The sequence below is a fragment of the Rugamonas apoptosis genome (genome assembly GCF_014042355.1).
Classification (GTDB): Bacteria; Pseudomonadota; Gammaproteobacteria; order Burkholderiales; family Burkholderiaceae_D; genus Rugamonas; species Rugamonas apoptosis.
Genome location: NZ_JACEZU010000001.1, coordinates 84,061 through 106,673, shown reverse-complemented (window position 1 = coordinate 106,673; position 22,613 = coordinate 84,061). Strand labels below are relative to the sequence as shown.

Here is a 22,613-nt window from a genome sequence, read left to right as displayed (position 1 = left end):
CAGGCTGGGGATGCCAGTCCGGTGCGGTCGATGCAAAGACTTGTCACTGTCCGGCGGGTGACCGGGGGCGGCAGTGTGCCGGCGTGGCGCGGGTGGGCGCACGGCCGGACTGTTCCTTGGTACTGCTGAACGGGTGAGCTTAATTATAATGGACACCTTTCGCCCTTTTCAAAATCACGATGATCGCTACCGCCATCAGCTGGCTGCTGCACGTATTGGCCGCCCCCGAAGTGGGGCTCACGTCCGTGTTCCTGGTCAGCTTTGTCTCCGCCACCTTGTTGCCGCTGGGCTCGGAACCGGCCGTGTTCGCCGTCATCAAGGCCAATGGCGCCCTGTTCGTGCCGGTGGTGCTGGTGGCCACGCTGGGTAACACCCTGGGCGGCGTGGTCGATTACTGGATGGGCTACCAGGCCAAGGAGAGTTTCGCGGCCGAGCGCGAAAGCCGCTGGTTCCACTGGCTGGAGCGTTACGGCGCCAAGACCATGTTGCTGTCCTGGCTGCCCGGCGTGGGCGATCCCCTGTGCACGCTGGCGGGCTGGTTGCGCCTGCCGTTCTGGCCCAGCGTGGCGTATATGGCGGCCGGCAAGCTGGCGCGGTATATTTGCATGACGACGGCCTTGTTGTACGTCCCTGACGGCTGGTGGCACCGGTTCGGCGCCTTGCTGGGCTGATTTTGGTGGCAAACGTCATTTCGCAATCCATCTCAAATGCGGAATAATATTTGTCTGCGTAATGGGTATTTGCGAAAACGTGCCAACGATCCCGTTATTTTGCAAATTAATTTCGGTATCGCACGTCACGAATAGCCCTTAGCGAGGCTAAGGGTGTTCCGGCGTGGTGCGGCGCAATACGATAGAATGACCCTCCCGGGTTCAGTTTACACGTCCAATCTCAATGAATGCCCCAGCACAACTCCAAGCTTTGCTCGCCGAAACGCCCCATGGTCCCGCGCCTACCCGGCTGCGCGAAATCCCCTACAACTACACGTCGTTTTCCGATCGCGAAATCGTCATCCGGCTGTTGGGCGAAGACTCCTGGCGTCTGCTCGACGAGCTGCGCGGCGCGCGCCAGACGGGCCGCTCGGCCCGCATGCTGTATGAAGTGCTGGGCGATATCTGGGTGGTACGGCGCAATCCCTACCTCCAGGACGACATGCTGGACAATCCCAAGCGGCGCCAGGAATTGATCGACGCCCTGCATCACCGCCTGGCGGAAGTGGACAAGCGCCGCCTGCAGGTCGATACCACCGAGGCGGGCGAGGCGGCCGACGTGGCCCGCCGCCGCAGCGCCAACGTGGAGCAGCTGCTGAAGGCGGCCGGCAAGGCCGTGGCTGATTTCGGCGAGGAATTCCGCCAGACCTGGGACTTGCGCAAGCGCACCACCAAGGTGCTGGGCCGCTACACGGAAAAACACAACATCAAGTTCGACGGCATGTCGCGCGTGGCGCACGTGACGGACGCCACCGACTGGCGCGTGGAATACCCGTTCGTGGTGCTCACGCCGGACACGGAAGATGAAATGGCCGGCCTGGTCAAGGGTTGTATCGAGCTGGGGCTGACCATCATCCCGCGCGGCGGCGGCACCGGCTACACGGGCGGCGCCATTCCGCTGACGCCCATGTCGGCCGTCATCAACACGGAAAAGCTGCTCAACATGGGCGCCGTGGAAATGCGGGTGCTGCCGGGCCTGGACCACGAATACGCGACCATCTACACGGGCGCCGGCGTGATCACCAACAAGGTGTCGGAAGCGGCCGAGAAGGCCGGTTTCGTGTTCGCCGTCGACCCCACGTCGGCGCACGCCTCCTGCATCGGCGGCAACATCGCCATGAACGCGGGCGGCAAGAAAGCCGTGCTGTGGGGCACCGCGCTCGACAACCTGGCCTCCTGGCGCATGGTCGACCCGAACGGCGACTGGCTGGAAGTGACCCGGATCGAGCACAACCTGTCCAAGATCCACGACGCGCCCGTCGCCAAGTTCAAGCTGGAATGGACCCATCCGAATGGCCGCGGCGAAGCCAAGGGCGAGCCGTTCAAGACCGAGACGCTGGAAATCGCCGGCCGTAAATTCCGCAAGGAAGGCCTGGGCAAGGACGTGACGGACAAATTCCTGGCCGGCCTGCCCGGCATCCAGAAGGAAGGCTGCGACGGCTTGATCACGTCGGCCCGCTGGATCCTGCACAAGATGCCCAAGCACGCCCGTACCGTGTGCCTGGAATTCTTCGGCCAGGCGCGCGACGCCATCCCGTCGATCGTGGAAATCAAGGATTACCTGGACGGCTTGCCGGCCAAGGGCGAGCAATTCCGCACCATCCGCCTGGCCGGCCTGGAGCACCTGGACGAGCGCTACCTGCGCGCCGTCGGCTATTCCACCAAGTCCAAGCGCGGCGTGCTGCCGAAGATGGCGCTGTTCGGCGACATCGTGGGCGACGACGAGAACGCGGTGGCCCTGGCCGCCTCGGAAGTGGTGCGTCTGGCCAACACCCGGGTCGGTGAGGGCTTCGTGGCCGTGAGCCCGGAAGCGCGCAAGAAATTCTGGCTGGACCGGGCCCGTACGGCCGCCATCGCCAAGCACACCAACGCCTTCAAGATCAATGAGGACGTGGTGATCCCGCTCAACCGCATGGGCGAGTACACGGACGGCATCGAGCGCATCAACATCGAGCTGTCGATCAAGAACAAGCTGGAACTGGCTGGTGAACTGGCCGCCTTCATCGCGGCCGGCAATTTGCCGGTGGGCAAGAGCGACGACGCCACCGACGACCGTGTGACGGACGCAGAAATGCTGGGCGACCGCGCCCAGCAGGCCAGCGCCCTGCTGGAACAGGTGACGGCCCGCTGGACCTTCCTGCTCAAGGAGCTGGACCAGCCGCTGGCCGCCGTGACGGAACAACTGGCCGCGCTGGGCCTGGAGCGCCTGGCGCCCGTGTTCGCGCAGCGCCTGCAGGACCAGCCCACCGCCACCCTGTTCGACGTGGTGCAGGACCGTACCATCCGCATCACGTGGAAGCAGGAAATCCGCGCCCAGCTGCGCCAGATCTTCAACGGCGCCGCCTTCAAGCTGATCCTGGACGAAGCGACCGCCATCCACAAGCGCGTGCTGCGCGGGCGCGTATTCGTGGCGCTGCACATGCACGCGGGCGATGGCAACGTGCACACCAACCTGCCCGTCAACTCGGATCACTACGAAATGCTGCAGGATGCGCACCACGCCGTGGCCCGCATCATGAAGCTGGCCCGTTCGCTCAACGGCGTCATCTCCGGCGAGCACGGCATCGGCATCACCAAGCTGGAATTCCTCACCGACGACGAGATCGGCGAATTCCGCGACTACAAGCAGCGCATCGATCCGGAAGGCCGCTTCAACAAGGGTAAGCTGCTGAACCTGGACGGCATGGGCGCCGATTTGCGCAATGCCTACACGCCATCGTTCGGGCTGATGGGCCATGAATCGCTGATCATGCAGCAAAGCGATATCGGCGCCATCGCCAACAGCGTCAAGGACTGCCTGCGCTGCGGCAAGTGCAAGCCCGTGTGCTCGACCCACGTGCCGCGCGCCAACCTGCTGTACTCGCCGCGCGACAAGATCCTGGCCACGTCGTCCCTGATCGAAGCGTTCCTGTACGAGGAACAGACCCGGCGCGGCATCTCCGTCAAGCACTGGGAAGAGTTCGAGGACGTGGCCGACCACTGCACCGTGTGCCACAAGTGCGTCACGCCATGCCCGGTCAACATCGACTTCGGCGACGTGTCGATGAACATGCGCAACCTGCTGCGCAAGATGGACAAGAAGAGCTTCAATCCGGGCAAGGCGGCCGGCATGTTCTTCCTGAACGCGACCGATCCGGCCACCATCAACGCCACCCGCACGGCCATGATAGGCTGGGGCTACAAGGCGCAGCGTTTGGGTCACGACCTGCTGTCCAAGTTCGCCAAGAAGCAGACCAAGGCGCCGCCGCCGACCGTCGGCAAGGCGCCCGTGCGCGAGCAGGTGATCCACTTCATCAACAAGAAGATGCCGGGCAACCTGCCCAAGAAGTCGGCCCGCGCCCTGCTCGACATCGAGGACAACAAGTTCGTTCCCATCATCCGTGATCCGAAGAAGACCACGGCCGATACGGAAGCCGTGTTCTACTTCCCGGGCTGCGGTTCCGAGCGCCTGTTCTCGCAAGTGGGCCTGGCCACCCAGGCCATGCTGTGGGAAGTGGGCGTGCAGACCGTGCTGCCGCCGGGCTACCTGTGCTGCGGCTATCCGCAACGCGGCAGCGGCGAGTACGACAAGGCCGAGAAGATGATGACGGATAACCGCGTGCTGTTCCACCGCATGGCCAATACGCTCAACTATCTGGACATCAAGACGGTGCTGGTGTCGTGCGGCACTTGCTACGACCAGCTGGCCACCTATGAATTCGAGAAGATCTTCCCTGGCTGCCGCATCATGGACATCCACGAATATCTGCTGGAAAAACAGGTCAAGCTGGAAGGCGTGACGGGCACCCGCTATATGTACCACGAGCCTTGCCACAATCCGATGAAGATCCAGGAGTCGAGCAAGACCGTCAACGCGCTGATCGAGACCGTGGACCATGTCAAGATCGAGAAGAACGACCGCTGCTGCGGCGAGTCCGGCACGCTGGCCGTGGCCCGTCCCGACATCTCGACCCAGGTCCGGTTCCGCAAGGAAGAGGAAATGGTCAAGGGGGCCGACAAGCTGCGCGCCGATGGCTTTGGCGGCGACGTTAAGATCCTCACCAGCTGCCCGGCCTGCCTGCAAGGCTTGTCGCGCTACAATGATGATTCGGGCACGACGGCCGACTACATCGTGGTCGAGATCGCCCGTCACCTGCTGGGCGAGAACTGGATGCCCGACTATGTCAAACGCGCCAACGAGGGCGGTATTGAAAGGGTCTTGGTATGACGAGCAGCTGCGACCTGTGCAAGCTGAACGCCGCGCTGGAAAACGGCACGGCGCCGGCCGGCACGCTGATCTGGCGTGACGCCCAGGTGTCCGTGATCGCCGTGGACGAGCCCGAGTATCCGGGCTACTGCCGCGTGATCTGGAACGGCCATGTGAAGGAACTGAGCGACCTGCTGCCGCGCGAGCGGCACTGGATCATGGACGTGGTGTGGCAAGTGGAACTGGCCCAGCGCGAAATCATGACGCCGGAGAAAATCAACCTGGCCAGCTTCGGCAACCAGACGCCGCATGTGCACTGGCATGTGATCCCGCGCTACCTGGACGACGCCCATTTCCCTAATCCGACCTGGGCCGCCGCCCAGCGCAGCTCGCTGCCGGACGTGCTGGCCGCGCGCCGCGCGCTGCTGCCGCAGCTGCATGCCGATATCGTCGCCCGCCTGGGCGGCTGAAAGAGACGAACGCCATGAGTCCAGCCACTCCACTGCCCACCGGCCTGACGGTGCACAACAAGTCGCGCGTGCTCGACGTCAGCTTCGACGACGGCGCCAGCTTCAGCATCCCGTTCGAACTGTTGCGCGTGTATTCGCCGTCGGCCGAAGTGCGGGGCCACGGTGCGGGCCAGGAAGTGCTGCAAGTCGGCAAGCGCGAAGTGGGCATCACGGCGCTGGAGCCGGTCGGTAACTACGCGGTCCAGCCCACTTTCACGGATGGCCACAACACGGGCCTGTTCAGCTGGGACTATCTGTACAAGCTGGGCCGTGAGCAGGAGAAATTGTGGGCCGACTACCTGGCCCGGCTGCACGCCAACGGCTTCGACGGCGACAGCGGCCGCGAGCCCGGCGCCACGCTGGCCGCGCCAGCACCCAAGTCGCACGGCTGCGGCGGGCGCCACTGAGCTGACTTAACACATCAAAGAATCGGGGACGTAACACGTTTTCCGGCCGCCGCGCCGGAAAAGGGTTACGTCCCTTTTTTACGCCCACAAGTTGTTGTGACACCGTTGCCCGAATTTATGTTTAGGGCGTAACAAATCAGTACAATCTGTATTCGCAGCAAGACGTAACGCGCAATCCGGCGGGAAATAACAAGACGGAGACGGCATATGTTGGGCTTTTTGGCGAATACCTTCAGTGAAGACGGCTTCATGCCGCATGGGCATTGTTACTTGTGGACGCCCGACCTGCTGTGGACCTATGTGCTGTCCGATGCCATGATCGGGCTCGCCTATTACACCATCCCCGTGGCCATGCTGTATTTCGTGCGCAAACGCAGCGATTTGCAGTTTTCCTGGATCTTCGTCTGTTTTTCCGCTTTCATTTTCGCTTGCGGCACCACCCATTTCCTGGCCATCTGGACCATCTGGCATCCCGATTACTGGCTGGATGCCTTGCTCAAGGCCGTCACGGCCGCCGTATCTGTCGTGACAGCTGTCCTGCTGTGGCCGCTTGTTCCCAGGGCGTTGCAGATTCCCAGCATGGGCCAGTTGAATCAGGCCCTGCAGGACCGCGAACGCGAGCTGGCCGAGCGCAAACGGGTCGAGACGGCGCTGGTGGCCCTGAACGAAAGCCTGGAATTGCGGGTGGCTGAGCGCACGGCTGAAGTGCTGGCCGCCCAGCGCGAAGTGAACGAGCTGCTGGTCAAGGAGCGGGCCGGGCGCAAGGAAGCCGAGCGCGTGAGCCTGATGAAGGATGAATTCCTGCTGACCCTGTCGCACGAATTGCGCACGCCACTCAATTCCATCTTCGGCTGGACCCAGATCCTCGACAGCAACGGTGGCGATGCGGCCATCGTGCGCAAGGGCATCGAAGTGATCGACCGCAACGTGCGCCTGCAAACCCGCCTCATCGACGAGCTGCTGGACCTGTCGGCTATCGCCTCGGGCAAGATCCGGCTCGACATGCAGCCGGTGGAACTGGCCACGGTGATCAGCGCCGCCGTGGAATCGATCATGCCGGCGGCTGAATCGAAGCACATCGAACTGGAATGCGTGGCCGACCCGGCCGCGCCCCTGGTCAGCGGCGATCCGGCCCGCCTGCAGCAAGTGCTGTGGAATCTGCTGACCAACGCCGTCAAGTTCACGCCCAAGGATGGGCGCATCAGCCTGCAGTTGGACCAGATTGGCAGCCACATGGTGCTGACCATCGCCGACAATGGTGAAGGCATCCCGGAGGATTTCCTGCCGTTCGTGTTCGAACGTTTCAGCCAGGCTGATTCGTCCACCCGGCGCCGGCACGGCGGCCTGGGCGTGGGCCTGGCCGTGGCCAGGAACCTGATCGAACTGCATGGCGGCCACATCAGCGTCAGCAGCGCCGGCGCCGGGCAGGGCACCACTTTCCGCATCAGCCTGCCCATCCGGGCGCGCGGCGAGGCCGAGGCAGGCGCCGTGCGCGAGCGCGCCAACGACCGGCCCGAGGCGCCCATGGCGTTGCCCGCGCTCGATGGGCTGCGGGTGCTGGTGGTGGACGATGAACCCGATGCGCGCGGGGTGCTGCAGCAGTTACTGGTGCAGCAGCAGGCCCAGCCCGTTTGCGCCGGTTCGGTGGCGGAAGCGCTGGCCGCCGTGGCGAGCGGCGATCCGCATGTGATCATTTGCGACATCGGCATGCCGGGCCAGGATGGCTACGATTTCATCGCCGCCCTGCGCGGGCGCGGCGACCTGCGGCCGGTGGTGGCCTTGAGCGCGTTCGCCCGCTCGGAGGACCGGGTGCGCAGCCTGCAGGCTGGCTTCCAGTCCCATCTGGCCAAGCCGGTGGACCCGGCCGAACTGCTGTCGGTGGTGGCCAGCCTGGCCGGGCATTACCACTAGGCGAGCGCGGCGCGGGCCGAAATCGGGGGGGACGCCGGGGCGCCCGCCCGCTTGCTGCGGCGTCCCGCTTACGTCGGCATGCCGAAGCTGATGGCGGCGGCCAGTCCGCTGACGCTGGCCACCCCCACCAGCACGATGGAACCGCCCGGCAGGCTGATGAGCAGGTCGTTGCCCGTGTCCGTCACGTATTTCGCGACGAAGGCGTCGGCCGTCATGGGCGTGGACAGGATGTCGGCGAAATACAGCTTGTCGCCTTCGGCCAGGTGGAAGTCCGTGATGCGGTCGCTGCCGAATTGGGGTTCGAACACGAACTTGTCGGCCCCGGTGCCGCCGGTCAGGCTATCGTTGCCTTTGCCGCCGAACAGGTAATCGTTTTCCGTGCCGCCATCGAGGGTGTCGTTGCCCTGGTCGCCGTACAGGTAGTCGATGCCGGCGCCGCCGGACAGCTTGTCGTCGCCGTTGCCGCCGTACAGGGCGTCGGTGCCGCCGTAGCCGCTCAGGGTGTCGTTGCCGTTGGCGCCTTGCAGCACGTCCTCAGCGTTGTTGGTGGTGTTGCCGGACAAGGTGTCGTTGCCGTTACCGCCGTTGAGGTTGACGCCCTTGTCGGCGGTCGAACCGTTGATCAACAAGGCGATGCTGTCAGTGCCAGACAGGCCGCCGTGGTCGGTCGCCGTGTAGTTGAGCGTGGCGCGGATGGCCTGGCCGGTGGTCATCCAGTCCAGTTCCGCCGGGGTGGCGATGTTGAGGGTGCTGCCATCGGCCGACAGCGTCGCCTGCGCCGCCAGCGTGGCCAGGTTGACGACCGCGTGGGTGACGGGATTGATCAGCGACTGCGATGTCGAGTCCGCGCTCCAGGACAGCGACAGCGTGCCCGAGCTGAGCGCGAAGGTCAGCGTGTCGCCCGCATCCACGTCGCTGACGGCGTTGGTGAGCGAAGTGGTGATGACGGCGTTCTCGATGGTCGTCAGGCTGACGGGCGAAGCATTGGGCGCCTCGTTGACGTCGGTGACGCCCAGCGTGACGGCTTGCAGGCTGGTGTTGCCGAAGCTGTCGGTGGCCTGCACGGTGAAGTGGTAGCTGCTCTTGGTTTCGAAGTCGGGATTGGCGCCCAGCGTGACGGCACCATTGGCGGCGATGGTGAAGGCGGCCGCGTCATCGTTGTTGTTGCCGAGCAGGCTGTAAGTGATGGCGTGCGCATCGCTGGCCGCCGCCGTGTAGACCACCTGGCTGGCGCCCACATTCTCTGCCACGGTGGCCGTGCTGGACGAGCTGAAGACGGGGCCGTGGGCATCGAGCGTCAGGCTGGTGCCGGTGCCCGTGGCCGTGTTGCCGGCCAGGTCGGCCGCGCCGATGGTGACGCTGATGGGGCCATCCGTCAACGTGCTCAGATTCGCGATGCCGTTCGCCCCCAGCACGCTGTGGCTGCCGTCGCTGAAGGTGACGGTGGCGTGGGCGTCGGCGTCCAGGCCCAGCACCGTATAGGCCACGGCGCCTTTTTCGGCGTTGTTGATGGACTGGTCGGTGACGGTCACGGCCAGGTTGGCGCCCACGTCGGCGGTGGTGTCGAGCGTGGCGGCGGCGCCGGCGCCATTGGCGTGGTTGCCGGCCGCATCGGTGGCGGCGATGGCGACGCTGATCGGGCCATCAAGCAGGGCCGACAGGTCGACCAGGCCATTGTTGCCGGTGGCGCTATGGCTGCCGTCGCTGAAGGTGACGGCGGCGGTGGCGTCGCCATCGAGGCCCGATACGGTGTAAGCGACGGCGCCCTTGCCGGCGTTGCCCACCAGGCCGGCGGGCAGATGCACGGCCAGGTTGGCGCCGGCGTCCGCGGTGGTGTCGAGCGTGAAGCCGGCGCTGGCGCCGTTGGCGTGGTTGCCCGCCGCATCGGTGGCGGCGATGGTGGCGGTGATGGCGCCATCGGTGAGCGAGGACAGGTTGGCGGTGCCGTTGCTGCCGGTGACGCTGTGGGTGCCGTCGGTGAAAGTGACGATGGCGGTCGCGTCGGCGTCGAGGCCGGTCACCGTGTAGCTCACGCCGCCTTTTTTGGCGTTGTTCACCACGCTGTCGCTCACATGCACGGCCAGGTCGGCGCTGGCGTCGGCGGTGGTGTCGAGCGTGGTGGTGGCGCCCGCGCCGCTGGCCTGGTTGCCCGCCGTGTCAGTGGCGGCGATGGTGACGGTGATGGCGCCGTCGGTGAGCGAAGAGAGGTCGGCGCTGCTGTTGCTGCCGGTGACGCTGTGGCTGCCGTCGCTGAAGGTGACGCTGGCAGTGGCGTCGGGGTCGAGGCCGGCAATCGTGTAAGCCACCGTTCCTTTCTCAGCGTTGTTCACCAGGCTGTCGCTGAGGTGGACGGCCAGATTGCCACTCACATCGGCCGTGGTGTCGAGCGTGGTGGCGGCACCTGCGCCGCTGGCGTGGTTGCCGGCCGCATCGGTGGCGGCGATGGCGACGGTGATGGCGCCGTCAGTGAGCGAGGACAGGTTGGCGCTGCCGTTGGTGCCAGTGACGCTGTGGGTGCCGTCGCTGAAGGTGACGACTGCGGTGGCGTCGGCATCGAGGCCGGAGACCGTGTAGGTCACGGCGCCTTTCTCGGCGTTGTTCAGCAGACTGTCGCTGACGTGGACGGCCAGATCGGCGCCGGCATCGGCCGTGGTATCGAGCGTGGTGGCCGTGCCCGCGCCATTGGCGTGATTGCCCGCGGCATCGGTGGCGGCGATGGTGACGGTGATGGCGCCGTCGGTGAGTGCAGACAGGTTGGCGCTGCCGTTGCTGCCGGTGGCGCTGTGAACGCCATCGCTGAAGGTGACGGTGGCGGTGGCGTCGGCGTCCAGGCCGGAAACCGTGTAGGCCACCGCGCCTTTCTCAGCATTGCCCACCAGGCTGTCGCTGACGTGAACGGCCAAGTCGGCGCTGGCATCGGCCGTCGTGTCGAGCGTGGTGGTGGCGCTCGCGCCATTGGCGTGATTGCCTGCGGCATCGGTCGCGGCGATGGTGACGGTGATGGCGCCATCGGTCAGTGAGGATAGATCGGCGCTGCCGTTGCTGCCGGTGACGCTGTGGGTGCCGTCGCTGAAGGTGACGACTGCGCTGGCGTCGGCATCGAGGCCGGCGACGGTGTAGGCCACTGCGCCTTTTTCGGCGTTGTTCACCAAGCTGTCGCTGACGTGGACGGCCAGGTCGGCGCCGGCATCGGCGGTGGTATCGAGCGTGGTGGCTGCGCCCGTGCCGTTGGCATGGTTGCCGGCGGCGTCGGTGGCGACGATGGTTACCGTGATGGCGCCGTCGGTCAGTGCGGACAGATCGGCGGCGCCGTTGTTGCCGGTAACGCTGTGGCTGCCATCGCTGAAGGTGACGTCTGCTGCGGCGTCGGCATCGAGGCCGGAGACGGTGTAGGCTAGCGCGCCTTTCTCGGCGTTGTTCACCAGGCTATCGCTCAAGTGAACGGCCAGGTCCGCGCCGGCATCGGCGGTAGTGTCGAGCGTGGTGGCGGCACCCGTACCATTGGCGTGATTGCCGGCAGCATCGGTGGCGGCGATGGTGACGGTGATGGCGCCGTCAGTGAGCGAGGACAGGTTGGCGCTGCCGTTGTTGCCGGTGACGCTATGGGTGCCGTCGCTGAAGGTGACGACTGCGGTGGCGTCGGCATCGAGACCGGTGACGGTGTAGGCCACTGCGCCTTTTTCGGCGTTGCTCACCAGGGTATCGCTGACGTGAACTGCCAGGTCCGTGCCGGCGTCGGCCGTGGTGTCGAGCGTGGTGGCGGCGCCCGCGCCGCTGGCGTGATTGCCTGCGGCATCGGTGGCGGCGACGGTGACGGTGATGGCGCCATCGGTCAGTGTGGACAGGTCGGCGCTGCCGTCGGTACCGGTGACGCTGTTGGTGCCATCGGTGAAGGTGACGACTGCGGTGGCATCGGCATCGAGGCCGGAGACCGTGTAGGCTACAGAACCTTTCTCGGCGTTGTTCACCAGACTATCGCTCAAATGGACGGCCAGGTCGGCGCCGGCATCGGCTGTGGTATCCAGAGTGGTGGCCGCGCCTGCGCCGTTGGCATGATTGCCCGCCGCATCGGTGGCTGCGACGGTGACCGTGATGGCGCCGTCGGTAAGTGTGGACAGGTTAGCGGTGCCATCGCTGCCGGTGACGCTGTGGACGCCGTCGCTGAAGGTCACGGTGGCGGTCGCATCGTCGTCGAGGCCGGAGACTGTGTAGGCGACCGTGCCTTTTTCGGCGTTGCTCACCAGGGTATCGCTGACGTGAACTGCCAGGTCCGTGCCGGCATCGGCAGTGGTATCGAGCGTGGTGGCCGTGCCCGCGCCGTTGGCGTGGTTGCCGGCCGTATCGCTGGCGGCAATGGTGACGGTGATGGCGCCGTCAGTAAGCGTGGAAAGGTCGGCGCTGCCGCCGCTGCCGGTGCCGCTACCGATGACGCTGTTGGTGCCATCGGTGAAGGTGACGACTGCTGTGGCATCGGTATCGAGGCCGGAGATCGTGTAGGCCACTGAACCTTTCTCGGCATTGTTCACCAGGCTGTCGCTGACGTGAACCGCAAGGTTCGCGCCGACATCGGCCGAGGTGTCGAGCGCGGTGATCGCTCCCGCGCCGTTGGCGTGATTGCCGGCGGCATCGGTGGCGGCGACGGTGACCGTGATGGCGCCGTCGGTGAGCGTGGACAGGTCGGCGCTGCCATCGCTGCCGGTGACGCTGTGGACGCCGTCGCTGAAGGTCACGGTGGCCGTGGCATCGTCGTCGAGGCCGGAAACCGTGTAGGCCACCGCACCTTTCTCCGCATTGTTCACCAGGCTGTTGCTGACATGGATGGCCAGGTCGGCGCCGGCATCGGCCGTGGTATCGAGTGTTGTGGCCGCGCCCGCGCCATTGGCGTGATTGCCCGCCGCGTCGGTGGCGGCGACGGTGACTGTGATGGCGCCGTCGGTGAGCGCGGACAGGTCCGCGCTGCCATTGCTGCCAGTGGCACTGTGAACGCCATCGCTGAAGGTGACAGTGGCCGTGGCATCGTCGTCGAGGCCGGAAACCGTGTAGGCCACGGTGCCTTTCTCGGCGTTGTTCACCAGGCTGTCGCTGACGTGGATGGCGAGGTCGGCGCCGGCGTCAGCCGTGGTATCGAGCGTGGTGGCTGCGCCCGCGCCGCTGGCGTGGTTGCCTGCCGTATCGGTGGCGGCGATGGTCACGGTGATGGCGCCATCAGCGAGCGTGGACAGGTCGGCGCTGCCGTCGGTACCGGTGACGCTGTTGGTGCCATCGGTGAAGGTGACGACTGCGGTGGCATCGGCATCGAGGCCGGAGACCGTGTAGGCCACTGAACCTTTCTCGGCGTTGTTCACCAGACTATCGCTCAAATGGACGGCCAGGTCGGCGCCGGCATCGGCTGTGGTATCCAGAGTGGTGGCCGCGCCTGCGCCGTTGGCATGATTGCCCGCCGCATCGGTGGCTGCGACGGTGACCGTGATGGCGCCGTCGGTAAGTGTGGACAGGTTAGCGGTGCCATCGCTGCCGGTGACGCTGTGGACGCCGTCGCTGAAGGTCACGGTGGCGGTCGCATCGTCGTCGAGGCCGGAGACTGTATAGGCGACAGCACCTTTCTCGGCATTGTTCACCAGGCTATCGCTCAAATGGACGGCCAGGTCGGCGCCAGCGTCGGCCGTGGTATCGAGCGTGGTGGCGGCGCCCGCGCCGCTGGCATGGTTGCCGGCCGTATCGGTGGCGGCGACGGTGACGGTGATGGCGCCATCGGTGAGTGCGGACAGGTTGGCGCTGCCGTTGCTGCCGGCGACGCTGTGGCTACCATCGCTGAACGTGACGGTGGCCGTGGCATCGGCGTCGAGGCCGGAAACGGTGTAGGCCACTGAACCTTTTTCGGCATTGTTCACCAGACTATCGCTGACGTGAACTGCCAGGTTCGAGCCGGCATCGGCGGTGGTATCGAGCGTGGTGGTCACGCCCGCACCGTTGGCGTGGTTGCCGGCGGCATCGGTGGCGGCGACGGTGACGGTGATGGCGCCATCGATGAGTGTGGACAGGTCGGCGCTGCCGTCGCTGCCGGTGATGCTGTGGACGCCATCGCTGAAGGTCACAGTGGCCGTGGCATCGGCATCGAGGCCGGAGACCGTGTAGGCTACAGAACCTTTCTCGGCGTTGTTCACCAGACTATCGCTCAAATGGACGGCCAGGTCGGCGCCGGCATCGGCTGTGGTATCCAGAGTGGTGGCCGCGCCTGCGCCGTTGGCATGATTGCCCGCCGCATCGGTGGCGGCGACGGTGACCGTGATGGCGCCGTCGGTGAGTGTAGACAGGTCGGCGGTGCCATCGCTGCCGGTGACGCTGTGGACACCGTCGCTGAAGGTCACGGTGGCGGTGGCATCGTCGTCGAGGCCGGAAACCGTGTAGGCCACCGCACCTTTCTCCGCATTGTTCACCAGGCTATCGCTCAAATGGACGGTCAGGTCGGCGCCGGCATCGGCAGTGGTATCGAGCGTGGTGGCCGTGCCCGCGCCGTTGGCGTGGTTGCCGGCCGTATCGCTGGCGGCAATGGTGACGGTGATGGCGCCGTCAGTAAGCGTGGAAAGGTCGGCGCTGCCGCCGCTGCCGGTGCCGCTACCGATGACGCTGTTGGTGCCATCGGTGAAGGTGACGACTGCTGTGGCATCGGTATCGAGGCCGGAGATCGTGTAGGCAACTGAACCTTTCTCGGCATTGTTCACCAGGCTGTCGCTGACGTGAACCGCAAGGTTCGCGCCGGCATCGGCCGTGGTATCGAGCGTGGTGGCCGCGCCTGCGCCGTTGGCGTGATTGCCGGCGGCATCGGTGGCGGCGACGGTGACCGTGATGGCGCCGTCGGTAAGCGTGGACAGGTCGGCGCTACCGTCGCTGCCGGTGACGCTGTGGACACCATCGCTGAAGGTCACGGTGGCGGTGGCATCGTCGTCGAGGCCGGAAACCGTGTAGGCCACCGCACCTTTCTCCGCATTGTTCACCAGGCTGTCGCTGACATGGATGGCCAGGTCGCCGCCGGCATCGGCTGTGGTATCCAGTGTTGTGGCCGCGCCCGCGCCATTGGCGTGATTGCCCGCCGCGTCGGTGGCGGCGACGGTGACTGTGATGGCGCCGTCGGTGAGCGCGGACAGGTCCGCGCTGCCATTGCTGCCAGTGGCACTGTGAACGCCATCGCTGAAGGTGACGATGGCCGTGGCGTCGGCGTCGAGGCCGGAAACGGTGTAGGCCACTGAACCTTTTTCGGCATTGTTCACCAGACTATCGCTGACGTGAACTGCCAGGTTCGAACCGGCATCGGCGGTGGTATCGAGCGTGGTGGTCGCACCTGCGCCGCTGGCGTGATTGCCTGCGGCATCGGCGGCGGCGACGGTGACCGTGATGGCGCCGTCGGACAGTGTGGACAGGTCGGCGCTGCCGTCGGTACCGGTGACGCTGTTGGTGCCATCGGTGAAGGTGACGACTGCGGTCGCATCGGCATCGAGGCCGGAGACCGTGTAGGCTACAGAACCTTTCTCGGCGTTGTTCACCAGACTATCGCTCAAATGGACGGCCAGGTCGGCGCCGGCATCGGCTGTGGTATCCAGTGTGGTGGCCGCGCCTGCGCCGTTGGCATGATTGCCCGCCGCGTCGGTGGCGGCGACGGTGACCGTAATAGCGCCGTCGGTGAGTGTAGACAGGTCGGCGGTGCCATCGCTGCCGGTGACGCTGTGGACACCGTCGCTGAAGGTCACGGTGGCGGTGGCATCGTCGTCGAGGCCGGAGACTGTATAGGCGACCGCGCCTTTCTCGGCATTGTTCACCAGGCTATCGCTCAAATGGACGGCCAGGTCGGCGCCGGCATCGGCAGTGGTATCGAGCGTGGTGGCCGCGCCCGCGCCGTTGGCGTGGTTGCCGGCCGTATCGGTGGCGGCGACGGTGACCGTGATGGCGCCATCAGTGAGAGTGGAGAGGTCGGCGCTGCTGCCGGTGCCGGTGACACTGTGGGTGCCATCGCTGAAGGTGACGATGGCCGTGGCGTCGGCGTCGAGGCCGGAAACGGTGTAGGCCACTGAACCTTTCTCGGCATTGTTCACCAGACTGTCGCTTACGTGAACTGCCAGGTTCGAACCGGCATCGGCGGTGGTGTCGAGCGTGGTGGTCGCGCCTGCGCCGCTGGCGTGATTGCCTGCGGCATCGGTGGCGGCGACGGTGACCGTGATGGCGCCGTCGGTCAGTGTGGACAGGTCGGCGCTGCCGTCTGTACCGGTGACGCTGTTGGTGCCATCGGTGAAGGTGACGACTGCGGTGGCATCGGTATCGAGTCCGGAGACCGTGTAGGCTACAGAACCTTTCTCGGCATTGTTCACCAGACTATCGCTCAAATGGACGGCCAGGTCGGCGCCGGCATCTGCCGTCGTGTCAAGCGTGGTGGCCGCGCCCGCGCCGCCGGCGTGATTGCCCGCCGCGTCGGTGGCGGCGACGGTGACGGTAATGGCGCCATCGGTGAGTGCGGACAGGTTGGCGCTGCCGTTGCTGCCGGCGACGCTGTGGCTGCCATCGCTGAACGTGACGGTGGCGGTGGCATCGTCGTCGAGGCCGGAGACTGTATAGGCGACAGCACCTTTCTCGGCATTGTTCACCAGGCTATCGCTCAAATGGACGGCCAGGTCGGCGCCAGCGTCGGCCGTGGTATCGAGCGTGGTCGCCGCACCCGCGCCGCTGGCGTGGTTGCCTGCCGTATCGGTGGCGGCGATGGTCACGGTGATGGCGCCATCAGCAAGCGTGGACAGGTCGGCGCTGCCGCCGGTACCGGTGACGCTGTTGGTGCCATCGGTGAAGGTGACGGTGGCCGTGGCGTCGGCGTCGAGGCCGGAAACCGTGTAGGCCACGCTGCCTTGTTCCGCGTTGTTCACCAGGCTATCGCTGACATGGACGGCCAGGTTCGCGCCGGCATCGGCCGTGGTATCGAGCGTGGTGGCCGCGCCTGCGCCGTTGGCGTGATTGCCGGCGGCATCGGTGGCGGCGACGGTGACCGTGATGGCGCCGTCGGTAAGCGTGGACAGGTCGGCGCTGCCATCGCTGCCGGTGACGCTGTGGACGCCGTCGCTGAAGGTCACGGTGGCCGTGGCATCGTCGTCGAGGCCGGAAACCGTGTAGGCCACCGCACCTTTCTCCGCATTGTTCACCAGGCTGTCGCTGACATGGATGGCCAGGTCGGCGCCGGCATCGGCCGTGGTATCGAGTGTTGTGGCCGCGCCCGCTCCATTGGCGTGATTGCCCGCCGCGTCGGTGGCGGCGATGGTGACGGTGACCGGACCGTCAATGAACGCGGAAAGGTCGGCGGCACCGTTGTTGCCGGCGACGTTATGGGTGCCGTCGCTGAAGGTGACGGTGGCCGTGGCATCGGCGTCGAGGCCAGAGACGGTGTAGGCCACAGAACCTTTCTCGCCATTGTTCACCAGGCTGTCGCTCAAGTGAACGGCCAGGTTGGAACCGGCATCGGCGGTGGTATCGAGCGTGGTGGTCACGCCCGCACCGTTGGCGTGGTTGCCGGCGGCATCGGTGGCGGCGACGGTGACGGTGATGGCGCCGTCGGTGAGCGTGGACAGGTCGGCGCTGCCGTCGCTGCCAGTGACACTATGAGTGCCGTCGCTGAAGGTGACGGTGGCCGTGGCGTCGGCATCGAGACCGGACACCGTGTAAGCCACGCCGCCTTTTTCCGCGTTGTTCACCAGGCTATCGCTGACATGGACGGCCAGGTCGGCACCAGCATCGGCGGTGGTGTCGAGTGTGGTGGCGGTGCCGGCGCCGCTGGCGTGATTGCCGGCCGCATCGGTAGCGGCGATGGTCACGGTGATGGCGCCGTCGGTGAGCGCGGACAGGTTCGCGCTGCCATTGTTGCCGGTGGCGCTGTGAACGCCATCGCTGAAGGTGACGGTGGCCGTGGCGTCGGCGTCGAGGCCGGAAATCGTGTAGGCGACCGTACCTTTCTCGGCGTTGTTCACCAGGCTATCGCTGACATGGATTGCCAGGTCGGCGCCGGCATCGGCCGTGGTATCGAGCGTGGTGGCCGCACCGGTACCGCTGGCGTGGTTACCCGCCGTGTCGGTGGCGGCGATGGTGGCGGTGATGGCGCCGTCGGTGAGTGTGGAAAGATCGGCGCTGCCGTTGCTGCCGGCGACGCTGTGGCTGCCATCGGTGAAGGTGACGGTGGCCGTGGCATCGGCGTCGAGGCCGGAAATCGTGTAGGCCACAGCGCCTTTCTCGGCATTGTTCACCAGATTGTCGCTGACATGGATGGCCAGGTCGGCGCCGGCATCTGCCGTCGTGTCAAGCGTGGTGGCCGCGCCCGCGCCGCCGGCGTGGTTGCCCGCAGCGTCGGTGGCGGCGACGGTGACGGTGATGGCGCCATCGGTAAGCGCGGACAGGTCGGCGCTGCCGTTACTGCCGGTGACGCTATGGGTGCCGTCGCTGAAGGTGACGGTGGCCGTGGCATCGGCATCGAGTCCGGATACCGTGTAGGCCACGGCGCCTTTCTCGGCGTTGTTCACCAGGCTGTCGCTCAGGTGGACGGCCAGGTCGCCGCCGGCATCGGCGATGGTATCGAGCGTGGTGGCCGCGCTTGCGCCATTGGCGTGGTTGCCAGCCGTATCGGTGGCGGCCACGGTGACGGTGATGGCACCGTCGTTCAGCGTGGACAGATCGGCGTGGCCGGCGCTGCCGGTGACACTGTGGCTGCCGTCGCTGAAGGTGACGGTGGCCGTGGCGTCGGCGTCCAGGCCGGCCACGGTGTAGGCCACGGCGCCTTTGCCGGCGTTACCTACCAGTGTGCTGGCGAGATGGACGGCCAGGTCCGCACCCACATCGGCCGTCGTGTCGAGCGTGGTGGAGGCGCCCGCGCCGGTCGCGTGGTTATCGGCCGTGTCGGTCGCCGTGACGGTGACGGTGACGTCGCCGTCATTGAGTGTGGACAGGTTGACGGTGCCGCTGGTGCCGCTGGCGGTGACGGTGTGGCTGCCGTCGCTGAAGGTGGTGGTGGCCGTGGCATCGGCGTCCAGGCCGGAAACCGTAAAGGCCACGGCGCCTTTCTCGGCATTGTTCACCAGGCTGTCGCTGACGTGAACGGCCAGGTCGGCGCCGGCGTCGGCCGTGGTATCGACCTTGATCTGCTGGGCTGCCGACGCCGCGCTGGTGTTGCCCGCCGCATCGCTGGCCTTGGCCGTGAAGTTGTAGCTGCCGTCGGCCAGTGTGGCCGAGGTGTAGGTGTAAATGCCGCTGTGGGGCGAGGTCTGAGTGGCCGTGCCCACCAGCACGCCGCCCTGGTAGATGCCGACCGTGGCGTCGGCCTCCGCCGTCACGGTGAGGGTGGGCGTATTGTCGTTGCTGATGGTGTCAGCCAACGAGCCGCTGTTGGTGGCGAAACCGGTGATGACGGGCGCGCCGGGCGCGGCCGTGTCGATGGTGACGCTGATGGCCGCCGCGGTGGCGCTGTTCCCGGCCGTGTCCGTCACCTGGGCGCGGAACTGGTAGCTGCCATCGGTTAGCGCCGTCTGGGTGGTACCGGTGCTGCTCCAGTGCGCGCCGTTGTCGGTCGATACCTGGTACACCACGCCCGCGCCGGCCTCGTTGCCCGTCAGCGACAGGCCGAAGCTGTTGTCGTTGGTGATGCCGTCGCCGGCCGTACCGCTGTCGGCCAGGCTGGTGAACGCCAGCGTGCCGGCGGCCGGCGCCGTCGTGTCGAGCACATAGGCTTGGGTGCGGGCCGTGCCGGCGTTGCCGGCCGCGTCTTCCACCTGCACCTTGAGCGTGTTGTTGCCGGTGAGCGTGACGCCGGACAGGCTGAAACTGTTGCTGCCGATGGTGTTGCTGGCCGTTTGCCAGCTGGCGCCGTTGTCGAGCGAGACTTTGACCACTTCGCCGCTGGCCGTGTTGGCGCTGAGCGTGCCGGAAATGGTTTGGCTGGCCACATTGGTGTTGAAGTCGCTGGCGCTGCCGCCGCTGTCATTGCTGAAGCCGACCGTGTTGACGGTGGTGGCGGGCCCCGCCGTGTCAAGCGTGTAGGTATGGGTCGATCCGAGCGAGTTGCTGCCGCTCGCCGCGCCCCAGAACTGGATGCTCTTGCCGGCGCCGGCGGCCAGCGTGACAGTGGCCGTGAAGGTACCGCTGCCGGCGTTGTCGGTGTAGGTGACGGTGGCGCCCGTGCGGGTAGCGCCGGTGCCATCGGTGGACACAAACACGGTCGGCATCTGTGAATTGTTGGTGCTGGCCGTGAAGCTGCCGCTGATGGTCTGGCTGGCCACGTTGGTGACGAAGTCGGTGGCCGAGGTGCCGCTGTCGGCCGACATGGTGAAGGCCGTCACGGCGGTGGCGGCATCAAGGGTGCCGGTATAGGCGGCGTCGGTGATGGCGGCCGTCTCGATGGTGCCGGTGCTCGCCTCCAGCACCCAGTCGCCGCCGGCCGCGGCGGCGCCCGTCAGGTCGGTCGAGGCGGCCACGTCGGCGCCGGTGGCGGCCGCCAGGCTGGCGATGAATTGCTGGCCGGTGGCGCCGGCCGCCACGTCGCAGCCATACAACAGGATGTCGGCGCCGGCCGTCAGGTGGCTGCCGATGTCGGCCAGCGTGGCGCTGTAGGCGGCCATGTTGTCGGCGTTCAGCACGGTCGAGCCGAGATGGATTTCGCCGGGGCTGCCGTGCGATACCACGTCCACGCTGGCCAGGTTGGTGACGATGTCGATGGCCGCCACCAGCCCCGTGTTGTGGGCAAGGAAATCATGAATTTGCTGCACCCCGTCCTTGCCCGCGTCCAGCACCACGATGGTGGCGTTGGCCGGGGTGGCGGCGATGATGCTCTGGTAATCGGCCACGCTGGGATCGACGAACACCACGCGCGGCGTGAATAACCCGTTCAGGCTGGCGCTGGCGGATACCACGTTGATCTCGGCCGTGCTCACACCGTGCGCGCTGACCCAATCCTGGATCTGCTGCGGGCCTGGTGTCGCGCCGTCCAGCATGACGACGTTGAATACGTTGGCGTCGTATTGCGCGGCCAGCGTGGTGGAATCCGACAGGGCGGAATCGATAAAGACGGTGCGGGTAGTGGCCATGATCTTCTTGCTTTCACTGTGGGGTTGAGCGGGCGAAGTTCTTGAAAGAAATTTTTATTTCTCCGTCCCACTTATTTGACGCTCAAGATGCAAGTTGCGCATGGGAGAAAACGCTCTTTTTTCCGGTAGCCAATTACAATTTCCTGTGATAAAACTATGACAAACGTCATGGGAGGCGGCATGAACGGCAACGATTTGTACGAGGACGGCGGGGCTGGGCCAGGACAGGCGGGGCGGGACCATGGCGCCCACCCATAGCGGCCTCACCAAGCTCATCCGGGTGTTGTTGATTTGCGACTTGCCGATCACGGCCTGGGGGCTGGCGCAACTGATCCAGGCGCGCCAGCCGGCGCTGGAACTGGCCGGCAGCGTGGCCACCGTGGCCGAGGCGCGCGAGCACTTGCGCCGCCATGGCGCCGACGTGGTGCTGTACGACCTGGACGGCGCCAACCCGCTGGCGCTGATCGGCGAGCTGTTGCCGGGCTTCCGGGGCAAGGTGCTGGCCATCAGCAGTTCGCGCGTATCCACCCTGGCCGACGAGGCCGTGCTGGCCGGCGCCAATGGCCTGGTCTGCAAGAGCGAACCGGTCGACATGCTGGCCAAGGCCATCGAAAAGGTGAGGGAAGGGGAGTTCTGGGTCGACCGCCTGGCCACCGTGCGCATTTTGGAGAGCATCGCCCGCAGCAAGGCGCAGGAAGACCCGGCCCATGCAAAGCTGGCCCGCCTCACGCGCAAGGAGCGGCTGGCGGTGGCCGAACTGGTGCGCGACCCGCGCGCCGGCACGGCCGAGATCGCCCAGCGCCTGGAGATCGGCGAGCGCACGCTGCGCAACCACCTGACCGCCATCTACGCCAAGCTGGGCGTCAACAGCCGGGTGGCGTTGTACGATTTCGCCTCCCGCCACATGCTGGCGCGCGAACTGGGCCTGGGCCACTAGCCGCTCCTGCACCGGGGAACTCTCCAGGTTCGCCTGATTGGCGCTGGCCTGACGCCGCCCACGCTGCGTTTACCCCTCGCGCTTGTATAATGCTGGCAAACTAACAGGCTGCCCACCATGACCAATACCACCCATTTCGGTTACAAGACCGTCTCCGAAGACGAAAAAGTCCACGAAGTCGCCAAGGTTTTCCATTCCGTCGCCACCAAATACGATGTGATGAACGATGTTATGTCGGGCGGCCTGCACCGTCTGTGGAAGATATTCACCATCGCCAACGCGGGCGTGCGCCCCGGTTTCAAGGTGCTCGACATCGCCGGCGGCACGGGCGACCTGGCCAAGGTGTTCGCCAAGCAGGCGGGCCCATCGGGCGAAGTGTGGCTGACGGACATTAACGAATCCATGCTGCGCGTGGGCCGCGACCGGCTCTTGAATCGCGGCCTGCTGACCCCCACCTTGCTGTGTGACGCGGAAAAACTGCCGTTCCCGGACAATTACTTCGACCGCGTCAGCGTCGCCTTCGGCCTGCGCAACATGACCCACAAGGACCAGGCGCTGAAGGAAATGCGGCGCGTGCTCAAGCCGGGCGGCAAGCTGCTGGTGCTGGAGTTTTCCAAGGTGGCGGCGCCGCTGCAGAAACCGTACGACCTGTATTCCTTCCATGTGTTGCCATGGATGGGCCAGAAGATCGCCGGCGACGCCGACAGCTACCGTTATCTGGCCGAATCGATCCGCATGCACCCGGACCAGGAAACGTTGAAGACGATGATGGAAGAGGCAGGACTGGAGCGGGTCCAGTATTACAACCTGACGGCAGGTGTGGCCGCTTTGCACACCGGTATCAAACTGTAAAAGA

At 66.0% G+C, this 22,613-nt stretch carries 8 protein-coding genes; 7 read left to right on the top strand and 1 reads right to left on the bottom strand.

Features of this window, described 5'->3' with window-relative positions; all coding sequences use genetic code 11:
• The first annotated feature begins 179 nt into the window (after positions 1 to 179).
• From H3H39_RS00400 to H3H39_RS00380, 5 genes are all read left to right on the top strand, one after another.
• Positions 180 to 671 carry a YqaA family protein gene (locus H3H39_RS00400; protein WP_182151302.1) on the top strand — a complete coding sequence of 164 codons (492 nt, stop codon included), beginning with the start codon at positions 180 to 182 and terminating at the stop codon, positions 669 to 671.
• Between the two features lie 223 nt (positions 672 to 894).
• Positions 895 to 4,917, top strand: a complete 4,023-nt coding sequence (locus H3H39_RS00395; protein WP_182151301.1) for a DUF3683 domain-containing protein — start codon at positions 895 to 897, stop codon at positions 4,915 to 4,917.
• Positions 4,914 to 5,366, top strand: coding sequence for an HIT family protein (locus H3H39_RS00390; protein ID WP_182151300.1), 453 nt, complete (start codon positions 4,914 to 4,916; stop codon positions 5,364 to 5,366). The genes H3H39_RS00395 and H3H39_RS00390 overlap by 4 nt, the downstream gene beginning before the upstream one ends.
• Positions 5,367 to 5,380: 14 nt before the next feature.
• The gene (locus H3H39_RS00385) at positions 5,381 to 5,812 is read left to right on the top strand and encodes a gamma-butyrobetaine hydroxylase family protein (RefSeq protein ID WP_182151299.1); all 432 of its coding nucleotides are present in this window, start codon (positions 5,381 to 5,383) and stop codon (positions 5,810 to 5,812) included.
• 207 nt (positions 5,813 to 6,019) lie between these two features.
• Positions 6,020 to 7,723, top strand: a complete 1,704-nt coding sequence (locus tag H3H39_RS00380; RefSeq protein WP_182151298.1) for an ATP-binding response regulator — start codon at positions 6,020 to 6,022, stop codon at positions 7,721 to 7,723.
• A gap of 68 nt (positions 7,724 to 7,791) precedes the next feature.
• On the opposite strand, the gene H3H39_RS00375 is transcribed toward H3H39_RS00380, so the two are convergent.
• A complete protein-coding gene (locus H3H39_RS00375) occupies positions 7,792 to 20,820 on the bottom strand; it encodes an Ig-like domain-containing protein (RefSeq protein ID WP_182151297.1) in 13,029 nt (4,342 codons plus the stop codon).
• Positions 20,821 to 21,061: 241 nt separating this feature from the next.
• Between H3H39_RS00375 and H3H39_RS00370 the strand changes: the two genes are divergently transcribed.
• Together H3H39_RS00370 and ubiE are read left to right on the top strand one after the other, a co-directional pair.
• Positions 21,062 to 21,757 carry a response regulator transcription factor gene (locus H3H39_RS00370; RefSeq protein WP_182151296.1) on the top strand — a complete coding sequence of 232 codons (696 nt, stop codon included), beginning with the start codon at positions 21,062 to 21,064 and terminating at the stop codon, positions 21,755 to 21,757.
• Between the two features lie 117 nt (positions 21,758 to 21,874).
• Positions 21,875 to 22,609, top strand: a complete 735-nt coding sequence (gene ubiE, locus H3H39_RS00365) for a bifunctional demethylmenaquinone methyltransferase/2-methoxy-6-polyprenyl-1,4-benzoquinol methylase UbiE (protein WP_182151295.1) — start codon at positions 21,875 to 21,877, stop codon at positions 22,607 to 22,609.
• Positions 22,610 to 22,613: the final 4 nt, after the last annotated feature.

What these genes read in the sequence shown, in the direction of transcription:
- H3H39_RS00370 (WP_182151296.1), top strand. Translation starts at nt 21,062, where the DNA reads ATGGCGCCCACCCATAGCGGCCTCACCAAGCTCATCCGGGTGTTGTTG.
- H3H39_RS00380 (WP_182151298.1), top strand. Translation starts at nt 6,020, where the DNA reads ATGTTGGGCTTTTTGGCGAATACCTTCAGTGAAGACGGCTTCATGCCG.
- H3H39_RS00400 (WP_182151302.1), top strand. Translation starts at nt 180, where the DNA reads ATGATCGCTACCGCCATCAGCTGGCTGCTGCACGTATTGGCCGCCCCC.
- H3H39_RS00385 (WP_182151299.1), top strand. Translation starts at nt 5,381, where the DNA reads ATGAGTCCAGCCACTCCACTGCCCACCGGCCTGACGGTGCACAACAAG.
- H3H39_RS00390 (WP_182151300.1), top strand. Translation starts at nt 4,914, where the DNA reads ATGACGAGCAGCTGCGACCTGTGCAAGCTGAACGCCGCGCTGGAAAAC.
- ubiE (WP_182151295.1), top strand. Translation starts at nt 21,875, where the DNA reads ATGACCAATACCACCCATTTCGGTTACAAGACCGTCTCCGAAGACGAA.
- H3H39_RS00375 (WP_182151297.1), bottom strand. Translation starts at nt 20,820, where the DNA reads ATGGCCACTACCCGCACCGTCTTTATCGATTCCGCCCTGTCGGATTCC.
- H3H39_RS00395 (WP_182151301.1), top strand. Translation starts at nt 895, where the DNA reads ATGAATGCCCCAGCACAACTCCAAGCTTTGCTCGCCGAAACGCCCCAT.